Source organism: Streptomyces sp. NPDC053513, from assembly GCF_044544765.1.
Lineage (GTDB): Bacteria > Actinomycetota > Actinomycetes > Streptomycetales > Streptomycetaceae > Streptomyces > Streptomyces litmocidini.
In genome coordinates this window covers 134,686-155,879 of the sequence record NZ_JBITXP010000008.1, presented here as the reverse complement: position 1 = coordinate 155,879, position 21,194 = coordinate 134,686, and the positions used below count along the sequence as shown (strand labels likewise).

Genomic DNA, 21,194 nt, shown 5'->3' with positions numbered 1-21,194 from the left:
CCCCGTCCCTCGACCACAGAAAGCCGACCCCATGGGAACGACCCCCACGACCAGCGCACCGGCAGGCCGAGAGCCCGCCGTCGACTGGCGTCGCGTCAGCAGTCTCGTCATCGGCCAGGCCGCCGTCCAGGCGGGCAGCTTCGCCCTCCTGATCGCCATGAGCTGGACGGCGGTCCAGCTCGGCGGCCGCGAAGCCGTCACGTACGTCACCCTCTCCGCCACCCTGCCGCGCGCCCTGCTGCTCCTCTTCGGCGGAGCGCTCGCCGACGCGCTCGGACCCCGCGCCGTCCTGCTCCGCGCGACCGGCGTCCGGGTCCTCGTCCTCGCCGTCGGCGTCGCGGTGACCGCCACCACCGAGAGCCTGTGGCCGCTGATCGCCGTCGCCCTCGTCGACGGCGTCCTGCTCGGCCTCACGGGCCCCGCCTCCGGGGTCCTGCTGCCCCGCCTCGCCCCGCAGGACCAGCTCGGCCGCGCCAACTCCCTCTTCTCCATGGTGCTGAGGCTCGCCCCCATCGCCGGCTCGCCCCTCGGCGCCTGGCTGGTCGTCGTCGGGGGCCTGCCCGTGGCCATGACGGCCGCCGCCGCCGGCTGCGTCGTCTGGCTGGCCTGTGCCGCCCACGTCACCCACGGCATGTCCCGCCCCGAGCCTGCCCCCCAGGGGCCCTCCCTGCTGCGCCGCTCCGGCGACGGCTTCCGCCTCCTCGCCGCGCACCCGCGACTGCGCTGGATGTTCGTCGCCTGCTTCTGCATGGACCTGGCCTTCCTGTGGCCGGCCGAGGTCGCCCTGCCCCTGCGGGCCGCCGACGAGGGCTGGGGAGTCGGCGCCGTCGCCATGGTCCTGTCCGTCTTCGGCGCCGGCGCGCTGGCGTCCGCCGCCCTGGGCGCGGCGCTCGCCCACCGCATCCCGGCGCACACCAAGCTCGTGGTGACCGGAGTCGGCCTCGCGGCCGGGATGGCCGCCATGGCCCTCGTCCCCTCGCCCCTCGTCCTGGCCGGCACGGCCGGAGCCGTCGGCCTGCTCTCCGGACTCAACGGCCCGGCCCTGGTCACCGCCTACCAACAGGCCGTGCCCGAGGGCCGGATGGGCGCCGCGATGTCCACCTTCGCGCTCTCCGGCATCGGCGCGGCACCCCTGTCCCTGGCCGTGTTCAGCCCCGTCTCGCTCTCCCTCGGGGTGACCGGGACCTGGCTGCTGTGCGCGGGCCTCGCCCTCCTCTCCCCGGTCGCCGCGGCCGTCGCCCTGCGCGGCGGGACGGCCCCCGCCACGCCGCGCGCCGACGTCCGTGCCCGTACCGCACCGGAGCCCACCGCCACTTCCGTGTGAGGCAGACATGATCCCGCTGGTTCCCCCGCCGCCCGCAGTCCTGCCGGCCGGCCCGCTGATCCCGACCGCGCTCCCGCCCCTGACCACGGCCCTGCCCCGGCTGCCCGGGCTCCACCCGGCCCGGCCGCAGCTGTGGCTGGTGGCCACCGAGGCCCACCAGGACACCGTCACCCGCTACGCCCCGCTCGTCCTGGACGCCGGCGAACTGGCCCGGGCCGAGGAGTTCCGCCGCTCCGGCGACCGCGCCACCTACCTGTGCGCGCACGTCGGGCTGCGCCGCCTGCTCGGCGCCCACCTGGGCGTCGCGCCCCGCACCGTGTCGGTGGCCCGGGCGCCGTGCCCCTGCTGCGGCGAGCCGCACGGGCGTCCCGTACTGGCCGACGGGCACCCGCACTTCTCGCTCTCCCACTGCGAGGGGCTGAGCCTGGTCGCCGTCGCCTCCACGCCCGTCGGCGTGGACATCGAACGGGTGCCGGCGGCGCACACCGTCGCGGAGGCATCGGAGGTCCTCCACCCCGCAGAGGCGGCGGAACTCGCCGTCCTCGCCCCCGCCCACCGGCCCGCCGCGTTCGCCCGCGTCTGGACCAGGAAGGAGGCCTATCTGAAGGGGCTCGGCATCGGTCTGGGCGCCGACCCGTCCGCCGAGTACGTGGGCGCGGGACCGGTCCCGTCCGCGCCGCCCGGCTGGCTCCTCGCCGATGTCACCGTCCCGGACGGCCACCGCGCCGCCGTGGCCCTGCGCCGGTGAGGGCCCGCCGACGGACGGTCCCGGCCGAGCGGTCCGGGCCGTGCCCCTCAGGACGCGCCGTCGAGCAGGGGCAGCACGTCCTTGCGGTAGAAGTCGAAGAAACGACGCTGTTCCGGGCCGATCTGACCGATGTGCAGCCGGTCGACGCCGGCGTCCACGAAGCGGCGGAGGTGCCGGACGTGCTCCTCGGGGTCGGGGCCGCACGCCACCCCCGCCGCGACCGTCTCCTCGGTGACCAGCGTGGAGGCCTGCTCGAAGTGGGCGGGGGTCGGCAGGATCTGGTTCAGCTCGCCGGGCAGGTGCTCGGTCGGCCAGATCCGATGGGCCGTCCGCACCGCCTCGGTGCGGGACTCCGCCCAGCACACCTTCGTCGCCGCGTACACCGGACGGGCGGGGTCGCGGACCCGGAACCGCGCGATGAGGTCCGCGTCCGGGGTGGTGGTGACGAGGCCGTCGGCGATCCGCGAGGCGAGGTCGGCGGCCCGTGGGCCGAAGGCGGACACGTCGAGGGGCGGCGGGGTGTCGGGCAGGCTGTAGATCCGGGCGTTCTCGACGGTGTAGTACCTGCCCCGGTGGGTGACCGTCTCGCCGGTGAAGAGGAGCCGGATGACCTCCACCGCCTCCTCCAGCATCTCCAGACGCACCCCGGCGGACGGCCAGGGGTCGCCGAGGACGTGCTCGTTGAGCGCCTCCCCGCTGCCGAGGCCGAGGCGGAAGCGCCCCTCCAGCAACAGCTGGGAGGTGGCCGCGGCCTGCGCGACCAGCGCGGGGTGGAGCCGTACGGTCGGACAGGTCACGGCCGTCTCGACGGGGAGCCGCACGGCCTGGGACAGGGCCCCGATCACGGACCACACGAAGGGGCTCTGGCCCTGCGCCTCGTTCCAGGGGTGGAAGTGGTCCGAGATCCACAGCGACCGGAAGCCCGCGTCCTGCGCCATCCGGGCCTGGGCGACGAGATCGGCGGGCCCGAACTCCTCGCAGGAGAGGAAGTACCCGAACTCGGTCATGACGCCTCCGGTGGCTGCGCGCGTTCACCGGTCTCCGCGGAGACGGCTCGCCGGTGCGGCTGCCCGGGTACCGGAACCGGAAAACACCGGCGGCGAGCCCGGCGCGCGGGGCTCACGCCCCGGACGGCTCCTCGTCCCGGCCGCGGGGCACGTGGATGTCGAGGACGCAGACGTCGTCCCGGTTCCCCGTGCCCGCCCCCGCGAGCGTCCGGGCGACCATGAGGTCACGGCCTCCGCGCACCAGGCGCAGCACCTCGGCCGCGAGGCGGTCGAGACCCACCGAGAGGTCCTCGCCCGGCTCCTCCACGAGACCGTCCGTGTAGAACAGCAGATGGTCCCCGGGCATCAGGTCGACCACGGCCTCCTCGTACCGGGAGCCGTGCAGGGCGCCGAGCAGCGGACCCTCGGGCTGGGGCAGGAAGCGCGCCTCCCCGTCCCGGATCAGCAGCGGCGGCGGATGCCCCGCCCGGACCCAGGTCAACCGGTGGTCCCAGGGCTGGTAGCGGCCCATGACCATGGTCGCGGTGGCGCCCCGCTCGTCGTCCGCCGTGTGGAGGAGGAGGGCGTTGAGCCGGCCGAGGACGTCGGGGAGACCGGAACCCGTGATGCTCATGCCCTTGGCGGTGAACCGCAGTTGCGCCATGGTGCCGACGGCCGCCAGACCGTGACCGGCGACGTCTCCCACGACGAACAGCGCGCTCCGGTCGGGCAGTTCGATCGCCGAGTACCAGTCGCCCCCGACGTTCAGGCCCCGGTCGGCGGGCGCGTAGGCGACGTCGACGCACAGCCCCGCGAGATCCAGCGACTGCTCGGGGATCGGCAGCAGGGTCTCCTGGAGCCGGGCGCCCAGGGCCCGCTCGGCCTTGAGCATGCCGCGCTGGACGAGGTTCTCCCGCTCGCTGTCGCGCAGGGCGAGCTCGGCGTCCCTCTGCGCGCTGAGGTCCTGGAAGAAGCCGTGCACCTCGACGGGCGTGCCGTCCGCGTCCCGCTGCGCCTCCGCCACGATCCGCAGGTGCCGCACGCCGCGCGCGGTGGTGATGCGGAAGGGCTCGTCGATGGCCCGGCCGTCGCGGAGGAGCCGCTGGACGGCGGCGCCGAGCCTCGGCAGGTCCTCGGCCACCAGGTGCTCCGGGAGTTCCTCCAACCGCATGGGCCCCAGAGCGGGGTCGCGGTCGAAGATGACGTACACCTGGTCCGACCAGGTGATCGTGTCCGTCATCAGGTTCCAGCCGGCCCAGCCCAGGTTTCCCAGGCGCTGCATGTCGGCCAGCAGGCGGGCCTCGCGCCCGCTGGTGTCGTGGCGGACCCAGGAGACGACGAGGCGTCCGCCGAGCCGCGAGGCGCGGACCGAGTACACGGACTTCTGGGGGACGCCGGCGGTCACCTCCTCGTACGTGAAGGGATCGCCCTCGTAGACCGACCCCGTGACCAGCGTGTCCAGGTACCCCTCCCACAGGGCGGTGCCCGCCACCGTGGGGTACGTCTCCAGGATCCGCCGGCCCACCAGCTCCTTGCCGCGCCGCCCGGCGACGTCGACCGCCCCGGGCGTCGCCGCCTCGATCAGGTAGTCCTCGACGTCACCGGTCTCCGAGCGCAGCGGGGAGAGCAGGACCACGGGGCCCGGCAGCGCGTCCAGGACCGCCTGGACGGCGGCGACGTCCTCACCGGCGGCGGTGCCCCCGAAGGGACCCCGGTCCTCCCGCAGGGGACCGGCGCAGAGCCTGACGGCCCGTCGCAGCAGCGTCCGGGTCCGGGCGTCGAAGGGCCCCGGAAGGGTGCGGAAGAAGCCGACGACCGTCGTCATCGGCGGGTCTCCCGGGACGGGGAGCCAGGCCCGGGAGGGCCACCGTCCGGGCGGGTCCCCGATCAGGAGGTAGCGGTTGCCGTCCCGTCGTATGTCCTCCAGCCAGACGGCCTCCTGGGTGTCGACGGCCTCCAGCGCGGCGACGCCGCTGAGGGGAGGGATGCGGCTCCACTGGCCGGCGAGTCCGTCGCTCACGCCGGCGCTGCCGACCAGCTCCAGGTTTCCGGCCGCCGCCACGGTGTAGATCATCACCGCGCCCACGTTCTCGGGCTCGCCCAGGGTCGTCAGGAGGAGTTCCGCGACGTCGTCCGGGGTGCGCGCGTGCGCCAGCCCCCGGGCCAGCTGGGCCAGGGCCCGGCCGTGACCGGCGGGCCGGGCTCCGCCGAGTACGTAGCGAGGGGTGCTGAAGAGGGAGGGGTCCTCCTCCCGCGGCGGACCGGACGGCGGCGCCGCGGGCCGTACGGACGCCGGCGCGCCTCCCCGCCCGATGCGGCCGAGGGTGATCCAGCACTCCTCCAGGAGGGTTCTGCGGTGCTGCTCGGCGCGGTCGAGCAGCAGCTGGTACGCGGCCTCCGCCGACATTCCCGCCTGGGCCATGACCACGCCCTTGGCCCGTTCGAGGACGGCCGCCATCGAGGCGCCGCCCTCCAGGTCCACGACCTCGGCGCGCAGCCGCGCCACGACCCTCGCCAACGCGCGCACCTCGGGTGCCGTCCCCTCGCCCGCGTCAGGGGTCGCGAAATCGCCCTCCATATGTTTGAGCATGCCACGCCCCGCCCGGAACGCACCCGGTGTTCGACGGGCGCGGTCCGCCGAGATCGGACGGCCGCGACGCGTCCCGTACGGCCTCCCGTGTGGGATCGTGGAAGGGAGGAACCGATCGGTCCCGCCGCTCAGAGAACCCCCGGCGCCTCCCGCATGGGACGCCTCCGTGGGTCGCGCGCCTGACGGCCCTGGATGCCGCAGCACGCACGGCTTGCACTGTGCTCCGGACAGCCGTGCACCAGCTGCCCTGGGCTCCGCCCCCTCAGAGGGGGAGCCCGATGAAGTCCTACCGTGTACAGATCCAGACGTTCGGTTCCCTCGCCGTCGTGACGCCGGTCGGCGGCGCCGAGGAGGCCACGCCCGAGGAGGGCCGCCGGCTGCTGGCCCGGGAACTGGAGGCGCTGCCGGGCGGCATCGAGTACCTCCTCCTCGGCGTCGACCTCGTGCAGGCGGCGGACGTGGTCGCCCAGGTGCGCCGCTGGGCGCTGGACCGGTCCGTGCGCTTCGCGACCCTCGGAGGCGTCCACGCGCAGCGCTCGCCACCGGTGCCGCTCCTGCTGCCCCCGGCGCTCGACCGGGAGGCGGCCGTGTCCGTGGCCGAGGACCTCCGCCGCACCCTCGTCGGCAGGATGGTGCGCCAGCGTGCGGCGGGTGCCCGCCGGGCTCGGGGCGGCGGGCTCCGGCCTCCCTGACACAGCGACACGACAGGGCGGTTCCGGTTTTGGACGCCGTATGAGGGAAGATGCGGGGCGAGCCTGACGGGCGGAGGTGACGATCGTGGACCAGGACGGGCCGGAGGGCGAGGGACGGCGGGCCGACGCGGGCGCGCGGTTCGGCACCGAGAGGACGAAACGCCTGGCCGACCTCTTCTCCGTCGAGGGCCTTTCCGCAGCCGAGGCCCCGGCCGTCCTCTGCCGGGCCTGTGTGGACCTGCTCGACATCACCGGCGCCTCGATCTCCCTCTACGGCGGCGGCGACACCGGCGCGCTGTGGTGGTCGAGCGACCCGGTGGCCGGACGACTCGCGGAAGCCCAGTACACGCTGGGCGACGGCCCCTGCCAGACCGCGAGCCGGTCGGCGGCCCCCGTGCTCGCGGCCGACCTGACGAAGGGGCCGGACGCCCGTCGGTGGCCCGTCTTCGCCCAGCAGGCCGTCGAACTGGGGGTGCGGGCCGTCTTCTCCCTGCCACTCGGCGCGGGAGGCCTCGCCGTCGGCACCCTCGACCTCTACCGCGACAGGCCCGGCCCGCTCTCCGAGCAGGACCAGACCTTCGCCTTCCCCGTGGCGGAGACCATCACGAGCGCCCTGCTGTCCCTGCACAGCGCGCAGGGCGACCGGACCGCCCCCCCTGCGCCGAACTGGCTGGACGGGGCGGAGAACGACCACGAGGAGGTACACCAGGCCACCGGAATGATCATGGTGCACCTCGGGGTCGACCCCGAGCACGCCCTCGCCCGCCTCCGGGCCCACGCCTTCGCCCATGCCCAGAGCGTCACCGAAGCGGCGCGTGACGTCATCGCCGGAAAGATCAGATTCCATGAGTAGGCCCGTGTTCCGGCCCGAGCAGCGGAGGGGTGATTCGGAATGAATCGCGAACAGCAACTCACCGAGGCGTTCGTGAGCCTCGCCGACACCCTCTCCGAGGACGTCGACCCGCCCACCCTGCTGCACAGGCTCGTCGACCACTGCGTCCGGCTGAGCCCGATGGACGCCGCCGGCGTCATGCTCGCCAACACCCGTGGGCGGCTGCGGCCGGTCGTGGCCACCGACGACCGCGCGGCGGTGACCGAGCTCTTCCAGGCCCAGATCGACGAGGGCCCGTGCGTCGACGCGTACGAGACGGGCCACCCGGTCCACGTGGTCGACTTCGCCGCGTACGAGGAGCGCTGGCCGTCCTTCGTCCCCGTCGCCCGCGCCGCCGGATACGCGAGCGCCCACGCCCTGCCGTTGCAGGTCCGCGGACAGCGCATCGGCGCCCTCAACCTCCTCTCCCACGTCCCCACTTCGTTCTCCCCTTCGGAGACGACGCTCCTGCGCGGGCTCGCCAACGTCGCCTCGGCGGCGGTCGTCACCTGGAACCGCGACCTCGTCCGCCCCACGGACATCGCCACCCGTACCCATGCCGCGCTCTCCGCGAAGGCCCTCCTCGACACCGCGACGGGCATGATCGCCGCCACCGAGGACATCACCCCGCGCGAGGCGGCCCGCTGGCTCCAGGCCTACGCCGCCCAGCACCACCGGCGCCCCACGGACGTCGCCGAGGAGCTCGTACGGCGCCGGATGGAGGTCGCCACGGTCATGAACCCGGAGATCTGACGGGGTAGGGGGGAGCAGGTGGAGGCAGGCGGCGGGGGAGGCGGGGGCGCTTCGCGCCGTCACCCGGAACGACTCAGGGAGCCGTCCCCTCCGAACGCCTTCGGCGAGCCGTCACCCGGAACGTCTTCGGCGAGCCGTCCCCCCGAACGTCTTCAGCGAGCCGTCACCCGGAACGTCTTCAGCGACGGGTCGGCGGCGTCGGACACGAGCACACCGTGCTCGATGCCGCTGCGCAGGTAGTCGACCACCTCGGCGGTGATCAGCTCGCCGGGCGCCACCACCGGCACCCCCGGCGGGTACGGGCTGATCGTCTCCGCCGACACCCGGCCGACCGCGTCCTCCGCCGCCACGTGCTCCGCGGGCCCGAAGAAGGCATCGCGCGGCAGGCACGCCTGCTCCAGCTCCAGGGCCCGGGGCTCCGGAAGCCGTACGGTCGGCCGCGGCTCGATCCTGTCGGCCCCCTCCACCAGCGCGTGCAGCGCCTCCACGAGCCGCCGCTCCGTCGCGTCGTCGTCCGCGTGCGTGATCGACGCGGAGATCCGGCACGTGTCGGAGCCGCCCACGTCGACGTGGCAGTTGTCCCGCAGCCACTCCGCCGCCTGCATCCCGCTGATGCCGAGCCCCCGCACGTCGATGACGACCTTGAGCGGGTCGTAGGCGGCGGCCAGCCCCGCGTCGACGACCTCGGCGCCCATCGGTTCCAGCCCCGGCAGCCCCGCTGCGGCCTCGCGCACCCGCCGGGCCCGCTGCAGCGCACCGTCCAGCAGCTCCTTGCCGTGCTCGACCATCTGCCGCCGCCAGCCGTCGAGCGTCGCGTACACCAGCGTGGAGGCGCTCGTCGTCCCGAGCAGGTCCTCCCGCTGCTTGAGCACCTCGGGCGACACCCGGTCGTGCTGGAGGTGGAAGACGGAGCTCTGTTCGATCGCCCCGCCCATCTTGTGCACGCTGGTGATCACCAGGTCGGCGTCGGCGTCGATGCCCCAGGCCGGCAGCTCGGGGTGGAAGGGCAGGTGCGCGCCCCACGCCTCGTCGACGATCAGCGGCACGCCGGCGGCGTGGCACACGTCGGCCACGCCCCGCACGTCGGCGCACGTGCCCCAGTCGGTGGGGGTGATCAGCAGCATCCCCTTGGCGTCCGGGTGCTCCTCCAGCTTGCGGCGCACGTCGTCGGGCTCGGGCGGATGGGCCATGTGCCGGTCGGCGTCGAACTTCGGATGCACCCAGACGGGCTCGACCCCGTTCACGATGACCGCCGCGATCACGGACTTGTGCGCGTTGCGGGACAGGAGCAGCTTCTCTCCCGGGCCCGCGACGGCGAGCATCGCCGTCTTCACCGACAGCGAGCTCCCGCAGGTCGAGAAGAAGGCCTTCTCCGCGCCCACGGCGTCGGCCATCAGCTCCTGGGCCTGCTCCAGCACGCCCTGGGACAGTCTGCGGTCGTCCAGGCCGTTCAGCATCAGCACGTCCGAGCGGAAGACGTCGGAGCCGACCACGGCGGCCACCCTGGGGTCCGCCCCACGGCCCTGCTTGTGCCCGGGAGGGCCGTAGACGACGTCTCCCCGGCGCCGGAAGTCCTGCAGTGCCTCGAGTACGGGTGCGTGCGAGTGGTCCATGGTTCCTCCGGTTCGGTCCGCCCGCCCTCCGGCGGGGGCACACTGCCGTGGCCTCTGACGCGTCTGCCCGAGGCCCCCTGCCCGAAACGGACACGCACCGGGAGGGGGTGCGGGGTCGACAACCGCCCGGACGGGGGCGGCATGAAGCGGCGCGGACGGGGCACGCGCGCCGTGGGGTTCTCCCCGAAGCCGCCGCTCGCCGGCTCCCCTCCCCGGCTGAGCGGCGGCGGGGACGACGGGGGTGGCGGGGGCGTGGGCGCCGGGGGCGGCGAGGCGACATCGACCGGACGCGGCACCGCCGGGCCGGACGCGGCACCGCCGGGCTGGACGCGACACCACACCGCCGGGCCGGGGGCGCGCAGCCCGGACGGCCCAAGCGCCCGGACTTTTCGTGTGCGCGGGCGGCTCGGGCCTCGGGGTTTCCCCAGACGGGGCTTTCGCTCACGCCGTCCACTCGGGGATCGGGGCCGGGCTTCCCCTCCCGCCGTCCGCTCAGGACTCGGCCGTCCGCTCAGGACTCGGCGGTGCCCTCGGTGAGGCCGGTACGGAGCCGGGCTTCGAGGCGGCCCTCGACGGTGCGCGTCTCGAAGGCGGGCTGCGGCGCCGTGGCGGGGCCGGTCACGTTCCAGCCGTCCGACAGGCGGAAGGTGCTGCCGTGCCAGGGGCAGCGGACGCAGCCGTCGACCACGGTGCCCTCGGCGAGCGGCCCGCCCATGTGGCTGCACCGGGCGGCCAGGACCCGGACCTCGCCGTCCGCGCCCCGTACGATCACGACGGGCACCTCGCCGACGCGGCCCTGCCGGGGCCGGTCCTCGGGCAGGGAGGCCACCTCGCCGAGGTCGTGCCAGCCCGGCTCGACCAGGTCGGCGACCTCCTCGGCGTGGTTCGCGCCGGCGGACTGCCGGTACGCCAGATGGCCGCCGATCGCCCCGCCGGTGCCGATCGCGGCGAGACCGCAGTAGGCCCACGCCTTCCCGCGCCAGTGCCGTCCCCGGCACCGGGCCGAGAAGGAGGCCGTGTAGAGGGCCACGCCGGTGATGTTCGCGGCGGCGTGGACGAGCCCCACCCGCAGCTGCGGGCGGCGCAGCTCCGCCCAGTCGGTCCAGCCCGACACGGCGGACGGCAGCGCCCCCACCAGGCCCACGCCGATGAGGAAGCGCGCCGCCCGGCGTTCCCCGGGGAGGAGGTCGAGCGCGGCCGCCGACAGCCAGGCCCCGATGGGGAGCTGCACCAGGAGTGGATGGACGGGGTGCCCGAGCCAGCGGCCGTGGAGGGCGTCCCGGGCCCGGCCGAGCGGGAGGCCGCGCACGGCGCGCCGCAGGACGTCGGCGACCCGGTCGTACCGGTCGGAGTTCTCGACCCTCTCCATCACCGCCAGGACGCGCCCCGGCCCTTCGGCCGAGGGCAGCGCCGCGCGGGCGAGCGCGAGGGCGCGGCGGGGAAATTCTTGGGTGACCATGGCTGGCGTGTAACCCGTGACGTCGACCGGAAACGGGCCCGCGCGGACGGATCCGGCGGGGGAGCACGCCCGCACGGGCGGGCCGCCACAGGCGGGGGCGCCGGAACCACCGGGGGCGTGCGCTGCGACTGCCGATGACGCCCCTTTGTGCAGATAATGCTCGTGTCGCCCTCCGCCGTGCTCTCACGAAACGGAGCGCCCTGCGGCGAGGAGCGGGATCCGGAGCGGGAGGAGCCATGCTCATCAGGCATCTGGTCGAGGACGGAGTCCTGCACCTGGCACTCCTGCGCGACCTGGACGTCCCCAGCCGTGCCGCGGCGGCCCTACAGATCGAGACGCTCCTCCTGGCGCATCGCCCCCGTCTGGTCAGGATGCAGTTGCCCACCGCCGATCCCTCGCCCGCGTCGCTCAGTGCGCTCGCCCGCGCCCGGCGGATGTGCGAGGGCCTGGGCATCCCCCTGACGGTCGTCGGCCCCGCCCCGGTCGTCGGCCCGTCCGGCGCGGCCTGACGCCCGGGGCCTCCGGCGCGGTGCCGCCGCGGAGGCGGACGGTCCCGCCGACGGCGACCCGGCCGGGGGCCGGGGGCCGGGGTGAGCGTGGAGGGGTCGGACCGGGTGCCGGTGGATTCGAACGAGGGCGTCCGCACGGTCGCTCCGTTGACGACGAGCCCGGCGGGCCGCGCCGTGGCGGTCCCGTCGGCGAAGCGTACGGCGGGCGTCGCCGTGCCGGCGGCGGGGGCGTTCACCGTGAACCGCGCGTAGGCGCCGAGGGCGTCGGTGCCGTTCACGGGGCGGGGGAAGCCCCGTGGAACGGTCCCCGCCACCGGACCGGCCGCTCCGGGGCGCCTGTCGGCGGACGTGCTCGCCCCTCGCCGTCAAGTCCCCCGTGGGGCGCCCCTGTTGCGACAGCGTGTTCCATCGCCGACACGGGGGAGTGATCATTCGCCGTGATCGCCCTCAGGGGTCAGGGGCGACCGCGCGCCGCACCTAGACTCCCCGCACATGTCGCTCTGGCTCCTCAATCACTTCAGCACCTTCAGCCTCGCCGTGGTCACGGTCGGCGGGACCGTCGTCCTCGCCGTCGCCGGCAGCGTGCTGCTCCGCCGCAGGTACCCGTCGCTGGCCCGGGGGGAGCACAACGACATGGTCGGGGTGACGCTGGGGATGTTCGGCGCGATCTACGGGATCATCCTCGCCTTCGTCATCGTGACCCTCTGGACCCAGCTGGACAGCACGCAGACCATCGTCGCCAGCGAGGCCACCGACACCGCGCTCATCGCCCGTGACGCCGCCGCCTTCCCGCCCGCCGTCCGCGCCGACCTCGACGCGGCGCTCAGCGGCTACGTCCACGCGGTCGTCGAGGACCAGTGGCCCCGCATGCGCGCCGGGCAGCCCAGTTACGGGGCCACGGAGACGCACCTCCGGTCCGCCTTCGGCGTCCTCCAGGCGTACGACCCGGCCTCCCCGCGCGAGGAGGTCTTCTACGAGCAGGCCGTCACCCATCTCAACGACGTCGCCGCCCAGCGCCGCGCCCGCCTCAACATGGCCCAGCAGGAACTCCCGCCCCTGCTCCAGGTCCTGGCCTTCGGCGGCGCGATCGTCCTCGTCCCGCTCACCTTCCTCTACGGCATGCGCAAGCTCCGGATCCAGCTCCTCTTCGTCGCCTCCGTCGCCGGCCTCATCGGCTTCAGCCTGCTCCTGGTCTTCGTCCTCGACCGCCCGTTCGCCGGCGACCTGAGCGTGAGCCCCGCTCCGTACCGCGAGGGGGCGCTCGCCCAGTACTGGGACCGGTGAGCGACGAGGCGCGGCGCCGGAGTCAGGAGTGGCTGATGACCACTTTGCCGAAGGCCGTGCCGCCGGCGTAGTGGCGGTAGGCGTCGACGGCCTCGTCGAAGGAGAAGACGCGGTCGACGACCGGCCGCAGGCCGTGTGCCTCGATCAGAGCGTTCATGTCGGTGAACTGGGCCCGGCTGCCGACCGCCACGCTGCGGAGGGTGGCGCCGGAGGCGAAGAGGGCGTGCGGGTCGAGCGGCGGGGCGGTCCTGCCGGTGAAGCCCACGCACGCGATGGTGCCCGCCAGGGCGATGGCGCGGACGGACTCGTGGAGGAGTCCGGCGACGTCGACGACGCGGTCGGCGCCCCGTCCCCCGGTGAGGGAGCGGACCGCGCCGGCCCAGTCGGGGTCGGCCGCGTAGTCGACGACGGCGTCGGCGCCGAGCTCGCGCAGCCGCGCGGCCTTGGCGGTGCCGCCGGTGGTGGCGATCACGCGCGCGCCGAGCGCCTTGGCGAACAGGAGGGCGAAGAGGGAGACGCCGCCGGAGCCCTGCACGACGACGGTGTCGCCGGGGCGGACCCCCGCTCCGTCGCCGGTCAGCGCGTTCCAGGCGGTGACCGCCACGCAGGGCAGGGTGGCGGCCTCCTCGTACGTCAGGTGCGCGGGTACGGTCACGAGCGAGTCCGCGTCGAGCAGGGCGTACTCGGTGAGCATGCCGTCCAGGGAGCCGCCGCGCTGCGCGACGTGCTCGACGGCGAAGGGGCCCTCCTGCCAGGACGGGAAGAGCGTGGCGGCGACGCGGTCCCCGACCCGCACCGAGCCGGTGTCCGGACCGGTCGCGACCACCTCGCCGGCCCCGTCGGAGAGGGGGACGACGTCCGGCTTGACCGGAAGGACGTAGGTCCCGTCGAGCACCATGAGCTCGCGGAAGCTCAGGGACGTCGCGCGCACCGCCACCAGGGCCTGACCGGGGCCGGGCGTGGGGACGTCGTGCTCGCGGACGGTGAGCCCGGAGAGTCCGGCCCCGCTGTGCGACAGGTGGTAGCTCCGCATGGGTCGTGCCCTTCGTGAGGTGGGGGTGGCGTGGGGGAGGGGGGTGGCCGCGGCGGGGGTCGGGCGGCTGACCGCGGCGGGGGCCGGTCGGCCCGGTGCGGGCCTCATGCGGCGTCGGGCTCGGCGGCGAGCGGGATCTCTCCGGCCGACTTGCCGAAGCCGAGCGCCTCGACGATCCGGCCGTCCGTCACGCGCATCACGTTGACGCCCTGCACCCACTGGTCGGCCCCGTCGCCGAAGCGGTAGGTCCACACGATCGTCGCGCGGTCGCCGGCCACGATGACCTCCTGCGGGGTGAACCGCGCGGTGTCGTCGTCGACGAGGGCGGTCCACCACTCCGTACAGGCTTCGCGCCCGGCGACCCGTTCCCCGCGCGGCGCGGGCCGGACGCTCTCCATGACGCAGTCCTCGGCGACCAGATCGGCCAGGAGGCCGGCCTCGCGGTCGGTGAACGCGCGGTTGAAACGGGCGATGACTTCGGCGGTGGTGCGCACGGACATGTCGCCTCCTCGGAAGAGATAGACCGTTCGGTCTATGAGGCATATAGATAGACCGATTGATCTACCGCGTCAAGTGCTGCAGAATCGCCCCATGAGCACTTCCGTGAAGCCGGGCCCCCGCGAGCGACTCCTGCTCGCCGCCCAGGAGTTGACCTACCGTCAGGGCGTCGGCGTCGGGGTGGACGCCCTGCTCAAGGAGGCCGGCGTCGCCCGCCGCTCGCTGTACGAGCACTTCGGCGGCAAGGACGGCCTCATCGCCGAGGTGCTGCGCCGCAGCACCGCCGAGGACGTGGAGCGGTACCGCGCCACCATGGACGCCGCGGGGGAGGACCCCCGGGCCCGCCTCCTCGCGGTCGTCGACCGGCTCGGCCGCATCGCCGCCGACCCGGACTTCCACGGCTGCCGCTACCTCGCCGCCGACCTCGCGCTCACGGACCCGGAACACCCCGGCCACGAGGTCACCAGGGAGTACCGGCGCACCCTCCGGGGGCTGTTCGCGGACGAGTTCACCGCCCTCGGGCACGCGCGCCCCGACTTCGCCGCCGACCAGCTGCTCATCCTCGTCGACGGCCTCCTCGCCGCCGGCGCGACCCGGCCCGCCGCCGAACCCGCCACCGCGGCCCGCGCCCTGGCCGAACACGTCATCGCCGCCGGCCTCGCGTAGGACCCGTCCTGCGGCAGCTCGGGCGGCCTGACCTCGGCGCCCCCGCCGTCCGCCGCGTCAGCGGGTGCGGCCGGGGGCGGCGAGGGCGGCGGTCGTCTCGGCGGGCACGGCGAGACGCAGAACGGCCGGGGCCGCGGCGGCCCGCTGTGCGGCCTGTGCCGCGGCGGCCCGGCCCGTGGGCGCTTAGGCGAAGGCGCGGGCCGCGTCGAAGGACTGCATCCGGTGTGCCGAGACACCGTCCTCGGCGGTGGTGGGAACGGAGCTCCCTGCGGCCTCGGACCGCCGCAGCTCCGGCGAGTCCGGAGCGAGCTCCCGCAGACGGGCGAGGAGCACGGGACCCCGGGCGTGCCGCCCCGGCCGGCCCAGCGCGTCGGTGCGGGCGCGGAGTTCCGCGTACCCGGCGAGCGACCGATGTGGTCAGAGAAGGCTTCCAGGCCTTCCCGGAAGACCCGCTCGGCGGCGTCGTCCGGCCTCGGGACTGGTAGGCCCGCATGTTCAAGAGTCGCGTATTCGCCGTAGCCGTCGGCCGATCATCACCCTGTGTCGGTGCCCTGCGGCATGATGACCGGCGTGAACACCGAGATACTGATAGACGTCTGGCAGCGGCTTCTCGCCGACCCTCGCAAGTCGTGGGTGCTGTTCGAGCATGGCACTTGTGTCGTGCTGACCGCTCCGGAAGGGGAGCTTGCTGAACAGGCAACCGACCTCCTGAAGAAGTTCGGCCCGGCGCATGCCGGATCTTCGGCAGGAGACTTTGGGGTGATCGACCTCAAGGACGTCGAGGGATGGGTCGTCACCGGGCATCACAACGACGTCCTTACCTATGTCGGCCCCGATGAGCCTCAGGATCAGTCGCAGATCGCTGTCGGGCTGTTCGGACGTTCCAAGCGCCACCGGGACGGCACCGAGCTTCACGTCGTCCACGTTGAGGACAAACGCGGCTCAGCGGACCCAGCGTAAGTACCGCGCTTCATCGCCGGTGGTCGCCGGGGGCGTATCGGCTCCAGGTCCCTCCGGCTTCGGTGACCAGGCGGGTGGCGGCCTTGTCGTGGTAACCCAGCGCCTTTGCGATGACGGGTGCCGGGGCTTGGAGGACGAGCTGGCGGATCGCGGAAGCCCTGCCTCGCTGCGGTGGGACGCCGATCTTTCGGAGGTGGACCTGGAGGCTCACTGGGTTCATGGGCTGTCCGGGCTGGTGGCCGGGGAAGAGCCACTGTGCGCTCCTGCTGCTGGCGTAGGGCAGGTGTTGCCGGGACTGGATGTAGGCCCGCTTCAGGTCGGCGGCGGGCTCCGGCAGCGGGGACGGAGGGTCTCCCAGCCGGACGGTGACCGTGGTCTCGTCGTCGGTGAGGTCGTCGGTGGTGAGGCGGACGATACGGCTGACGGGTTGCGCGTAGAGGAGAACGAGCGCGGCGGCGACCCGGGCCCGCAGGGGCAAGGAGTCGTCGTTGAGGACCCGGCGGAGCATCGCGAGCCGGCGGTGCTGGTGCAGCGGTTCCGAGTCCTGGGTGATGACCGCCTGCGGCAGTGCGAGGCGGGGCATCCTGTCGGTCTTCATGCACCACCGCAGGAATGACTGCGACGGACGGCGGGTGGCCAGGCCCTGGAGAATTCGGACGACGTTGGGGTTGCGCAGCCAGATGAGTCGGCTCTTGGGCCGGTCCATCTCCAGCAGGATCTTGACCAGCGGCAGCAACTCCGGGGCGACACGGCCAGTGCCGTCGTTGAGGAGACGGGCGAGGGTGTCGGTGAGGGTGCAGTGTTCGCAGAGACGCCCACCGAGTAGGAGTCCCTCGAAACCGCAGCGGTCACAGAAGAAGTCGCGGACGATGCTCGCACAGTCGCGGCAGATCGGGGTGCCATCGGTGTGCCGTCCGGGCAGCAGGCGGTCGGTGTTGCAACGGGAGCAGCGGCCGCGGGTGCGCATCGCGCGGGCGTAGCAAGTTCGGCAGATCGGCCCGTCCGACCACTCGGCGGACTTGGAGGCTCGACGGCCGCAGCGTGCGCAGCCGCGGATCATCCACCGCTCGTACTCTTCGGGTGTCACCTCTCATCCCTCGGGCGTCAGCCGGACGCGTGTGGGTCGGCGGGCGGCCAGGTTGATCGGAGCTTCTTCGCCGGCGGTGCGGCGGGCCGGGAGGTTCTGGGCCGAGGTGCTGATCAGGTCGGTGGGTGTGCAGTCGAGGATGTCGCAGAGAGTAGCCGGCACGGGCAAGGACAGCCGTTCTGGAGTGCCGGAGACCAAGCGGTGGACCTGGGAGGAGGACAGGGTGATGCCGCGTTCGGTCAGGTGCGGCATGAGCTCGGCGACGGTGAACATGCCGCGGGCGGCCATCAGCTCACGCAGGCGCCACCGGTAACTGATCTGGCGTGGCATCAGGAGGTCCTTCCCGGCCGCAGAGCGGCCTCGATGGTGGCGTCCAGGACGCGTCGCAGGGAGCGGGTGCGGAAGTCGGAGGAGACGCAGGTGTAGATCGCGGTGGTGGAGGCGTGGTCGTGGCCGACCTGCTGTTGGACGAACAACCGGTCATGGCCGTCCTCAATCAGATGGGTGATGTAGGACCTGTGTAGCGAGGGGAACTCCAGCGCGGGGTCCAGGCCGACAGCGTCCCGGTAGGCGGCGAAGCGCGAGTCCAGCCGCTGGACCCCGATTCGCGGGCCTCGCTCGGACGGCCAGAGGGCCCGGCTCGGCGAATGCCGCATCCCGGGCCGCACCTCGCTGATCCATTCCTCGGTCGTGCCGGGCGTCCGGTGCCAGACGGTCAGCACGCTGCGGCGCTTCGGCGGCGACTCCTTCTCGGCCTTGCTGTAGCTGACCAGCAGCGTGCCGTACTCACCAGACTCCCTGCCTTCTGGGTTGCGGCCGAAGTCGGTGAGGTCGAGCATCCGGGTCTCGTTGCGTCGCAGGCCGTAGGCGTACGCGGCCTTGAACAAGGTGGCGTCCCGGAAGGCCGGCAGCCAGCCCTTGCGGCCCTTGTCGCGAGCGCGCAGTACTTCCTCGTCGGCGTGGTCGAAGAACGCTTCCAGCTCGGGCCGGGTAAAGGCCCGCCGTTCCGGCCCGCCCTCGGCTTCGTCGGCGTGCGTCGTGGCGTTCCGGTCGTAGACCACCTGGCCTGGGTGGGTACCGAAGTGCCGCAGGCACTGGTCGCTCCAGCCGTAGGCCGGATTCGTCAGGAAGTCGCAGAACCGGCGCACGGAACCCTGGTAGTTGCGCAGGGTGGATCGGACACAGCCGTGCACGGCCCGCAGGGGCCTGCAACAGCGTTCGCTCAGGCCTCGGGCCTGGAGGCGAGGGTGATGAGGGCGGTTGCGATCTGGTCGAGGCGAGCGGGGGCGAGGGCGTAGAGGACGTAGTAGCCCTCGCGCCGGGTGGTGGTGAGTCCTGCCCGGGTGAGCTGATGGAGGTGGCGGGAGGTCACGGAGGGAGACAGGCCCAGGAGGGCGGCGAGTTCCTGTGTGGTGCGGCTCTGGGCGGCGAGGTGGGTGACGATCTGCAGGCGTGGGGCGGCGGCCAGGGCCCGGAGCACGGTGAGGGTGTCTTCCTGACTGGTGGGGCGGGCGGTCGAGGCGGGCGCGAGGGGCAGAGCGGGGTAGGTGATCCGCATGGGCCAGGGGGCGTCGCAGGTGACGCGGACGTGGGGCCAGACGTAGTGGCTGGCGGTGAACGTCACGGGGTGTTCATGGGTGACGGTGATGTCGTGGTCGTGCGGACGGTCGAGCCGCAGGGTCCGCCGGCCGGGGTCCACACGGATCTGGGGAGCAAGGGTGCGGAGCATCGGGAACAGGCCCTGGTGGGCGATCCGGGCGCCTGAGCGGGCGATCGACTCGTACAAGGAGGGCTCGATGCGCTCCCACTCCTGGGCGAAGCCGGCGTCCCAGTAGTCCTCGAGCACGGTGAGCGCGCCGTCGAGGACGGGGCGGGGGTCGGTGAGGATGTCCTCCAGCCGTGCCGCCCGGCCGGGGTCGCTGTCCCGGTACTCGGTGAGTACCGCGTCGCGGGTGGCGGGGTCGTCGACGAGGTCGTCTCCGGTGTGACGGGTGGTGTCGACGAGCGTTCTGGCGAGTTCGGCGGCCAGCAGAGCGGGCGGCAGGTCCCGTACGGCCGCGAGCTGGTCCGCGAAGTCGGCGTCGTGATCACCGGTGCGGCTTTCGAAGAGGGCGGGGATGTGGTCGGCCACGACGAAGTCGTGCTCGCGCATGCGCCGGCGCAGGGCGGCGGGCAGGCGGCGGCACCGCCGGACCCAGGGGACTTGCAGGGCGTGGTGGCCGGGGTCGGTGAGGACGTGCCAGGAGTGGACGGCTTCGAGTAGGGGTGAGACGGAGAAGGCGATGTCCTCCTCGGCCGTCTCGGCGAAGCGCAGGGTGATCACGATTGCAGGATTCCACAATCAGTTGATCGGAACCCGCTGCTTCGATCAGGCTCAGGAGCAGACCGCGCGCCGTCCGGCCGCAGGTCGACTCCCGTCCGTTTCGAGCCGAAGGCTGCAGGTGCCCCTCCATGAGTACGCCCGAAGTGCCCTGGCAAGCCGTGCTGGACGCGGATGGCTGCCCGTACACCGTCCACCGGCATTCCGCCGCGCACAGTGTCGCCGAGCGCCAGGCCTTGCCTTTCCCCTGGTCGCAGGCGGTGAAGACGCTCGCCTTCACCACTCCGGGCGTCCCGCTGTTGCTCGTGGCGCTGCGGGCGGAGGATCGGGTGGACTTCGCCCGTCTGGCGGCCGTCCTGGGCACCAGCCGTTCCCGGTTGCGCACGGCGGACGTCGGCCTGCTCGCCGCGGAGGGCCTGGTGCCCGGGGGCGTGCCGCCGGTCAGCCACCGGCCCGGGGTGCCGTGCCTGATCGATGCCGCGGTCGCCGAACCGGACCGGCCCGTCTACTGCGGCGCCGGATCAGCCGACCGCACCCTCCAGATCGACTCCGCCGTCCTGGCCCGCCTCCCCCGCGCCCGGGTGGCCGCCCTCTCCCGGTAGCCATCCCGCCTGCGCGCCGGGCCCGCCCCCTCGTCACAGCTCGCACCACGCGCAGCCCTTCACCGGCTGCGCGGCACAGATCAGGAAGTCCCGGCCCATGGTGAGTACCGAAAGCCTTCTGGCGTTCGCCGCGATGTCCTTCGTCGTGATCGCGATTCCCGGCCCGAGCGTCCTGTTCGTCGTCGGCCGCGCCCTCGCCCACGGCCGCCGCACCGCGCTCGCCACCGTCCTGGGCAACCTCCTGGGCGGCTACGTCCTCGTCCTCACCGTCGCCCTCGGCGTCGGCGCCCTTGTCCAGAGCTCGACCGCCGTGTTCACCGCCGTGAAGCTGGCCGGCGCCGTCTACCTCGTCCACCTCGGCGTCCAGGCGTACCGCCACCGTGGCCGGCTGCGCGCCGACCTGACGACCGGGGAGGAGGAACAGCGCGGTGATCTGCGCACCGTCCTGGACGGCCTGCTGGTGGGCGCCACGAACCCCAAGGGCCTGGTCTTCTTCGCCGCGGTCCTGCCGCAGTTCGTGAACCACGACGCGGGGAACATCCCGCTGCAGATGATGGTCCTTGGCCTGATCCCGGCCGGGATCGGCCTGGTCTGCGACACCGTCTGGGGCCTGGGCGCCTCGGCGGCCCGAACCTGGTTCACCGGCTCCGACCGGCGTTTGTCGATGATCGGCGGCGCGGGCGGCATCGCGCTGATCGGCCTCGGGCTCACCGTCGCCACCACCCGCCACTGACCCCTTCCGCACCGGCTCCGCCAGGTGCTCGGTGACGGGCATGTCCAGCCTCAGGGCCGCCAGGACGTCCTCCTCGACCGCGTCCCGGTCGGGCCCGTCCAGCAGGCGGGCCCGCGGGTCGGACCAGCGGTGCGACGGTGCGGCGAAGACGTCACGGCTGTTCAGGACCCGGTGCAGCGGCTCCAGCACGCACACCACGTACGCGTCCCGGTCCACCGCACGTACCGAACCGTACACATCTGGAGCGCGAACCCGAGCCGGTGATGTTCCGTCCGCCGCAGCGCGATCAGGTCCCGGTCCACGTCATCCGGAAGGAAGAACCGCTCCAGCTCGGTCCCCGTCGGCTCCTCGGCGAACGTCCCGTACGCCTCGGCCTGCCCATCACTCGGAAATTCCACCGGCACGAGCCGGACCGTAGCCAGCCCCCGGCCAGGGGCGGAGGCGTATCACCGAACCCCAGCGGCGA

Annotated in this window: 23 protein-coding genes and 1 pseudogene; 11 read left to right on the top strand and 13 right to left on the bottom strand. The window is 73.6% G+C overall.

The genetic code is table 11. The features are described from left to right. Positions 1–31: 31 nt before the first annotated feature. Positions 32–1,324, top strand: a complete 1,293-nt coding sequence (locus tag ACIGW4_RS16320) for an MFS transporter (protein ID WP_359589658.1) — start codon at positions 32–34, stop codon at positions 1,322–1,324. Positions 1,325–1,331: 7 nt separating this feature from the next. Then, on the top strand, positions 1,332–2,072 hold the full coding sequence (locus ACIGW4_RS16315) for a 4'-phosphopantetheinyl transferase family protein (RefSeq protein WP_398709762.1): 741 nt from the start codon (positions 1,332–1,334) through the stop codon (positions 2,070–2,072). A gap of 47 nt (positions 2,073–2,119) precedes the next feature. Here ACIGW4_RS16315 and ACIGW4_RS16310 read toward each other — a convergent pair whose 3' ends face one another. Next, positions 2,120–3,079 carry an LLM class F420-dependent oxidoreductase gene (locus tag ACIGW4_RS16310; protein WP_399581050.1) on the bottom strand — a complete coding sequence of 320 codons (960 nt, stop codon included), beginning with the start codon at positions 3,077–3,079 and terminating at the stop codon, positions 2,120–2,122. A 112-nt stretch (positions 3,080–3,191) separates the two neighbouring features. Further along, complete coding sequence (locus tag ACIGW4_RS16305) at positions 3,192–5,636, bottom strand: SpoIIE family protein phosphatase (RefSeq protein WP_399581049.1); 2,445 nt, start codon at positions 5,634–5,636, stop codon at positions 3,192–3,194. 290 nt (positions 5,637–5,926) lie between these two features. Between ACIGW4_RS16305 and ACIGW4_RS16300 the strand changes: the two genes are divergently transcribed. The 3 genes from ACIGW4_RS16300 (at position 5,927) to ACIGW4_RS16290 (ending at position 7,964) form a co-directional block, all read left to right on the top strand. Next, a complete protein-coding gene (locus ACIGW4_RS16300; protein ID WP_399581047.1) occupies positions 5,927–6,340 on the top strand; it encodes a hypothetical protein in 414 nt (137 codons plus the stop codon). Positions 6,341–6,425: 85 nt separating this feature from the next. Next, on the top strand, positions 6,426–7,193 hold the full coding sequence (locus tag ACIGW4_RS16295) for a GAF and ANTAR domain-containing protein (RefSeq protein ID WP_399581045.1): 768 nt from the start codon (positions 6,426–6,428) through the stop codon (positions 7,191–7,193). 39 nt (positions 7,194–7,232) lie between these two features. Further along, a complete protein-coding gene (locus ACIGW4_RS16290) occupies positions 7,233–7,964 on the top strand; it encodes a GAF and ANTAR domain-containing protein (RefSeq protein ID WP_399581042.1) in 732 nt (243 codons plus the stop codon). Between the two features lie 152 nt (positions 7,965–8,116). On the opposite strand, the gene ACIGW4_RS16285 is transcribed toward ACIGW4_RS16290, so the two are convergent. Both ACIGW4_RS16285 and ACIGW4_RS16280 read right to left on the bottom strand, forming a co-directional pair. Further along, positions 8,117–9,577 (bottom strand): aminotransferase class I/II-fold pyridoxal phosphate-dependent enzyme, encoded by a 1,461-nt coding sequence (locus tag ACIGW4_RS16285; RefSeq protein WP_399581040.1) that lies wholly within the window; start codon positions 9,575–9,577, stop codon positions 8,117–8,119. A gap of 511 nt (positions 9,578–10,088) precedes the next feature. Then, positions 10,089–11,036 carry a Rieske (2Fe-2S) protein gene (locus ACIGW4_RS16280; RefSeq protein ID WP_123458278.1) on the bottom strand — a complete coding sequence of 316 codons (948 nt, stop codon included), beginning with the start codon at positions 11,034–11,036 and terminating at the stop codon, positions 10,089–10,091. 236 nt (positions 11,037–11,272) lie between these two features. On the opposite strand from ACIGW4_RS16280, the gene ACIGW4_RS16275 reads away from it, so the two are divergent. Together ACIGW4_RS16275 and ACIGW4_RS16270 are read left to right on the top strand one after the other, a co-directional pair. Beyond that, positions 11,273–11,545, top strand: a complete 273-nt coding sequence (locus ACIGW4_RS16275) for a hypothetical protein (protein WP_123458277.1) — start codon at positions 11,273–11,275, stop codon at positions 11,543–11,545. Positions 11,546–12,037: 492 nt separating this feature from the next. After that, the gene (locus tag ACIGW4_RS16270) at positions 12,038–12,829 is read left to right on the top strand and encodes a DUF4239 domain-containing protein (protein ID WP_123458276.1); all 792 of its coding nucleotides are present in this window, start codon (positions 12,038–12,040) and stop codon (positions 12,827–12,829) included. Positions 12,830–12,851: 22 nt separating this feature from the next. Here ACIGW4_RS16270 and ACIGW4_RS16265 read toward each other — a convergent pair whose 3' ends face one another. Further along, a complete protein-coding gene (locus tag ACIGW4_RS16265; RefSeq protein ID WP_399581037.1) occupies positions 12,852–13,862 on the bottom strand; it encodes an NAD(P)-dependent alcohol dehydrogenase in 1,011 nt (336 codons plus the stop codon). 104 nt (positions 13,863–13,966) lie between these two features. Further along, positions 13,967–14,362 (bottom strand): nuclear transport factor 2 family protein, encoded by a 396-nt coding sequence (locus tag ACIGW4_RS16260; protein WP_123458274.1) that lies wholly within the window; start codon positions 14,360–14,362, stop codon positions 13,967–13,969. 91 nt (positions 14,363–14,453) lie between these two features. On the opposite strand from ACIGW4_RS16260, the gene ACIGW4_RS16255 reads away from it, so the two are divergent. Next, on the top strand, positions 14,454–15,026 hold the full coding sequence (locus tag ACIGW4_RS16255) for a TetR/AcrR family transcriptional regulator (RefSeq protein ID WP_359589668.1): 573 nt from the start codon (positions 14,454–14,456) through the stop codon (positions 15,024–15,026). A 183-nt stretch (positions 15,027–15,209) separates the two neighbouring features. Here the strand turns inward: ACIGW4_RS16255 and ACIGW4_RS16250 are convergent, their stop codons facing one another. Beyond that, the gene (locus ACIGW4_RS16250; protein ID WP_399581035.1) at positions 15,210–15,359 is read right to left on the bottom strand and encodes a hypothetical protein; all 150 of its coding nucleotides are present in this window, start codon (positions 15,357–15,359) and stop codon (positions 15,210–15,212) included. A 225-nt stretch (positions 15,360–15,584) separates the two neighbouring features. Here ACIGW4_RS16250 and ACIGW4_RS16245 point away from each other — a divergent pair, with 225 nt between their 5' ends. Further along, positions 15,585–15,986 carry a hypothetical protein gene (locus tag ACIGW4_RS16245; protein ID WP_189829303.1) on the top strand — a complete coding sequence of 134 codons (402 nt, stop codon included), beginning with the start codon at positions 15,585–15,587 and terminating at the stop codon, positions 15,984–15,986. Between the two features lie 10 nt (positions 15,987–15,996). Here ACIGW4_RS16245 and ACIGW4_RS16240 read toward each other — a convergent pair whose 3' ends face one another. The 4 genes from ACIGW4_RS16240 to ACIGW4_RS16225 form a co-directional block, all read right to left on the bottom strand. Beyond that, a complete protein-coding gene (locus tag ACIGW4_RS16240) occupies positions 15,997–16,953 on the bottom strand; it encodes a hypothetical protein (RefSeq protein WP_399581034.1) in 957 nt (318 codons plus the stop codon). Between the two features lie 123 nt (positions 16,954–17,076). Further along, entirely contained in the window at positions 17,077–17,403 is a 327-nt protein-coding gene (locus ACIGW4_RS16235) for a helix-turn-helix domain-containing protein (protein ID WP_398709740.1), read from the bottom strand. After that, on the bottom strand, positions 17,403–18,266 hold the full coding sequence (locus tag ACIGW4_RS16230) for a tyrosine-type recombinase/integrase (protein ID WP_399581032.1): 864 nt from the start codon (positions 18,264–18,266) through the stop codon (positions 17,403–17,405). The genes ACIGW4_RS16235 and ACIGW4_RS16230 overlap by 1 nt, the downstream gene beginning before the upstream one ends. Positions 18,267–18,295: 29 nt before the next feature. Further along, on the bottom strand, positions 18,296–19,396 hold the full coding sequence (locus tag ACIGW4_RS16225; RefSeq protein WP_399581029.1) for a DUF5937 family protein: 1,101 nt from the start codon (positions 19,394–19,396) through the stop codon (positions 18,296–18,298). Positions 19,397–19,524: 128 nt separating this feature from the next. Between ACIGW4_RS16225 and ACIGW4_RS16220 the strand changes: the two genes are divergently transcribed. Together ACIGW4_RS16220 and ACIGW4_RS16215 are read left to right on the top strand one after the other, a co-directional pair. Further along, the gene (locus ACIGW4_RS16220) at positions 19,525–19,995 is read left to right on the top strand and encodes an aminoacyl-tRNA deacylase (protein WP_399581027.1); all 471 of its coding nucleotides are present in this window, start codon (positions 19,525–19,527) and stop codon (positions 19,993–19,995) included. 97 nt (positions 19,996–20,092) lie between these two features. Continuing rightward, positions 20,093–20,728 (top strand): LysE family translocator, encoded by a 636-nt coding sequence (locus ACIGW4_RS16215; protein WP_398709732.1) that lies wholly within the window; start codon positions 20,093–20,095, stop codon positions 20,726–20,728. A 21-nt stretch (positions 20,729–20,749) separates the two neighbouring features. On the opposite strand, the pseudogene ACIGW4_RS16210 reads toward ACIGW4_RS16215, so the two are convergent. Then, positions 20,750–20,944: pseudogene (locus ACIGW4_RS16210) on the bottom strand (hypothetical protein); the annotation flags it as partial. Further along, the gene (locus ACIGW4_RS16205) at positions 20,890–21,126 is read right to left on the bottom strand and encodes a DUF4158 domain-containing protein (RefSeq protein ID WP_399581301.1); all 237 of its coding nucleotides are present in this window, start codon (positions 21,124–21,126) and stop codon (positions 20,890–20,892) included. The gene ACIGW4_RS16205 and the pseudogene ACIGW4_RS16210, both read right to left, overlap by 55 nt. Positions 21,127–21,194 lie beyond the last annotated feature (68 nt).

What these genes read in the sequence shown, in the direction of transcription:
- ACIGW4_RS16320 (WP_359589658.1), top strand. Translation starts at nt 32, where the DNA reads ATGGGAACGACCCCCACGACCAGCGCACCGGCAGGCCGAGAGCCCGCC.
- ACIGW4_RS16315 (WP_398709762.1), top strand. Translation starts at nt 1,332, where the DNA reads ATGATCCCGCTGGTTCCCCCGCCGCCCGCAGTCCTGCCGGCCGGCCCG.
- ACIGW4_RS16310 (WP_399581050.1), bottom strand. Translation starts at nt 3,079, where the DNA reads ATGACCGAGTTCGGGTACTTCCTCTCCTGCGAGGAGTTCGGGCCCGCC.
- ACIGW4_RS16305 (WP_399581049.1), bottom strand. Translation starts at nt 5,636, where the DNA reads ATGGAGGGCGATTTCGCGACCCCTGACGCGGGCGAGGGGACGGCACCC.
- ACIGW4_RS16300 (WP_399581047.1), top strand. Translation starts at nt 5,927, where the DNA reads ATGAAGTCCTACCGTGTACAGATCCAGACGTTCGGTTCCCTCGCCGTC.
- ACIGW4_RS16290 (WP_399581042.1), top strand. Translation starts at nt 7,233, where the DNA reads ATGAATCGCGAACAGCAACTCACCGAGGCGTTCGTGAGCCTCGCCGAC.
- ACIGW4_RS16285 (WP_399581040.1), bottom strand. Translation starts at nt 9,577, where the DNA reads ATGGACCACTCGCACGCACCCGTACTCGAGGCACTGCAGGACTTCCGG.
- ACIGW4_RS16280 (WP_123458278.1), bottom strand. Translation starts at nt 11,036, where the DNA reads ATGGTCACCCAAGAATTTCCCCGCCGCGCCCTCGCGCTCGCCCGCGCG.
- ACIGW4_RS16275 (WP_123458277.1), top strand. Translation starts at nt 11,273, where the DNA reads ATGCTCATCAGGCATCTGGTCGAGGACGGAGTCCTGCACCTGGCACTC.
- ACIGW4_RS16270 (WP_123458276.1), top strand. Translation starts at nt 12,038, where the DNA reads ATGTCGCTCTGGCTCCTCAATCACTTCAGCACCTTCAGCCTCGCCGTG.
- ACIGW4_RS16265 (WP_399581037.1), bottom strand. Translation starts at nt 13,862, where the DNA reads ATGCGGAGCTACCACCTGTCGCACAGCGGGGCCGGACTCTCCGGGCTC.
- ACIGW4_RS16260 (WP_123458274.1), bottom strand. Translation starts at nt 14,362, where the DNA reads ATGTCCGTGCGCACCACCGCCGAAGTCATCGCCCGTTTCAACCGCGCG.
- ACIGW4_RS16255 (WP_359589668.1), top strand. Translation starts at nt 14,454, where the DNA reads ATGAGCACTTCCGTGAAGCCGGGCCCCCGCGAGCGACTCCTGCTCGCC.
- ACIGW4_RS16245 (WP_189829303.1), top strand. Translation starts at nt 15,585, where the DNA reads ATGATGACCGGCGTGAACACCGAGATACTGATAGACGTCTGGCAGCGG.
- ACIGW4_RS16240 (WP_399581034.1), bottom strand. Translation starts at nt 16,953, where the DNA reads ATGCGCACCCGCGGCCGCTGCTCCCGTTGCAACACCGACCGCCTGCTG.
- ACIGW4_RS16235 (WP_398709740.1), bottom strand. Translation starts at nt 17,403, where the DNA reads ATGCCACGCCAGATCAGTTACCGGTGGCGCCTGCGTGAGCTGATGGCC.
- ACIGW4_RS16220 (WP_399581027.1), top strand. Translation starts at nt 19,525, where the DNA reads ATGAGTACGCCCGAAGTGCCCTGGCAAGCCGTGCTGGACGCGGATGGC.
- ACIGW4_RS16215 (WP_398709732.1), top strand. Translation starts at nt 20,093, where the DNA reads ATGGTGAGTACCGAAAGCCTTCTGGCGTTCGCCGCGATGTCCTTCGTC.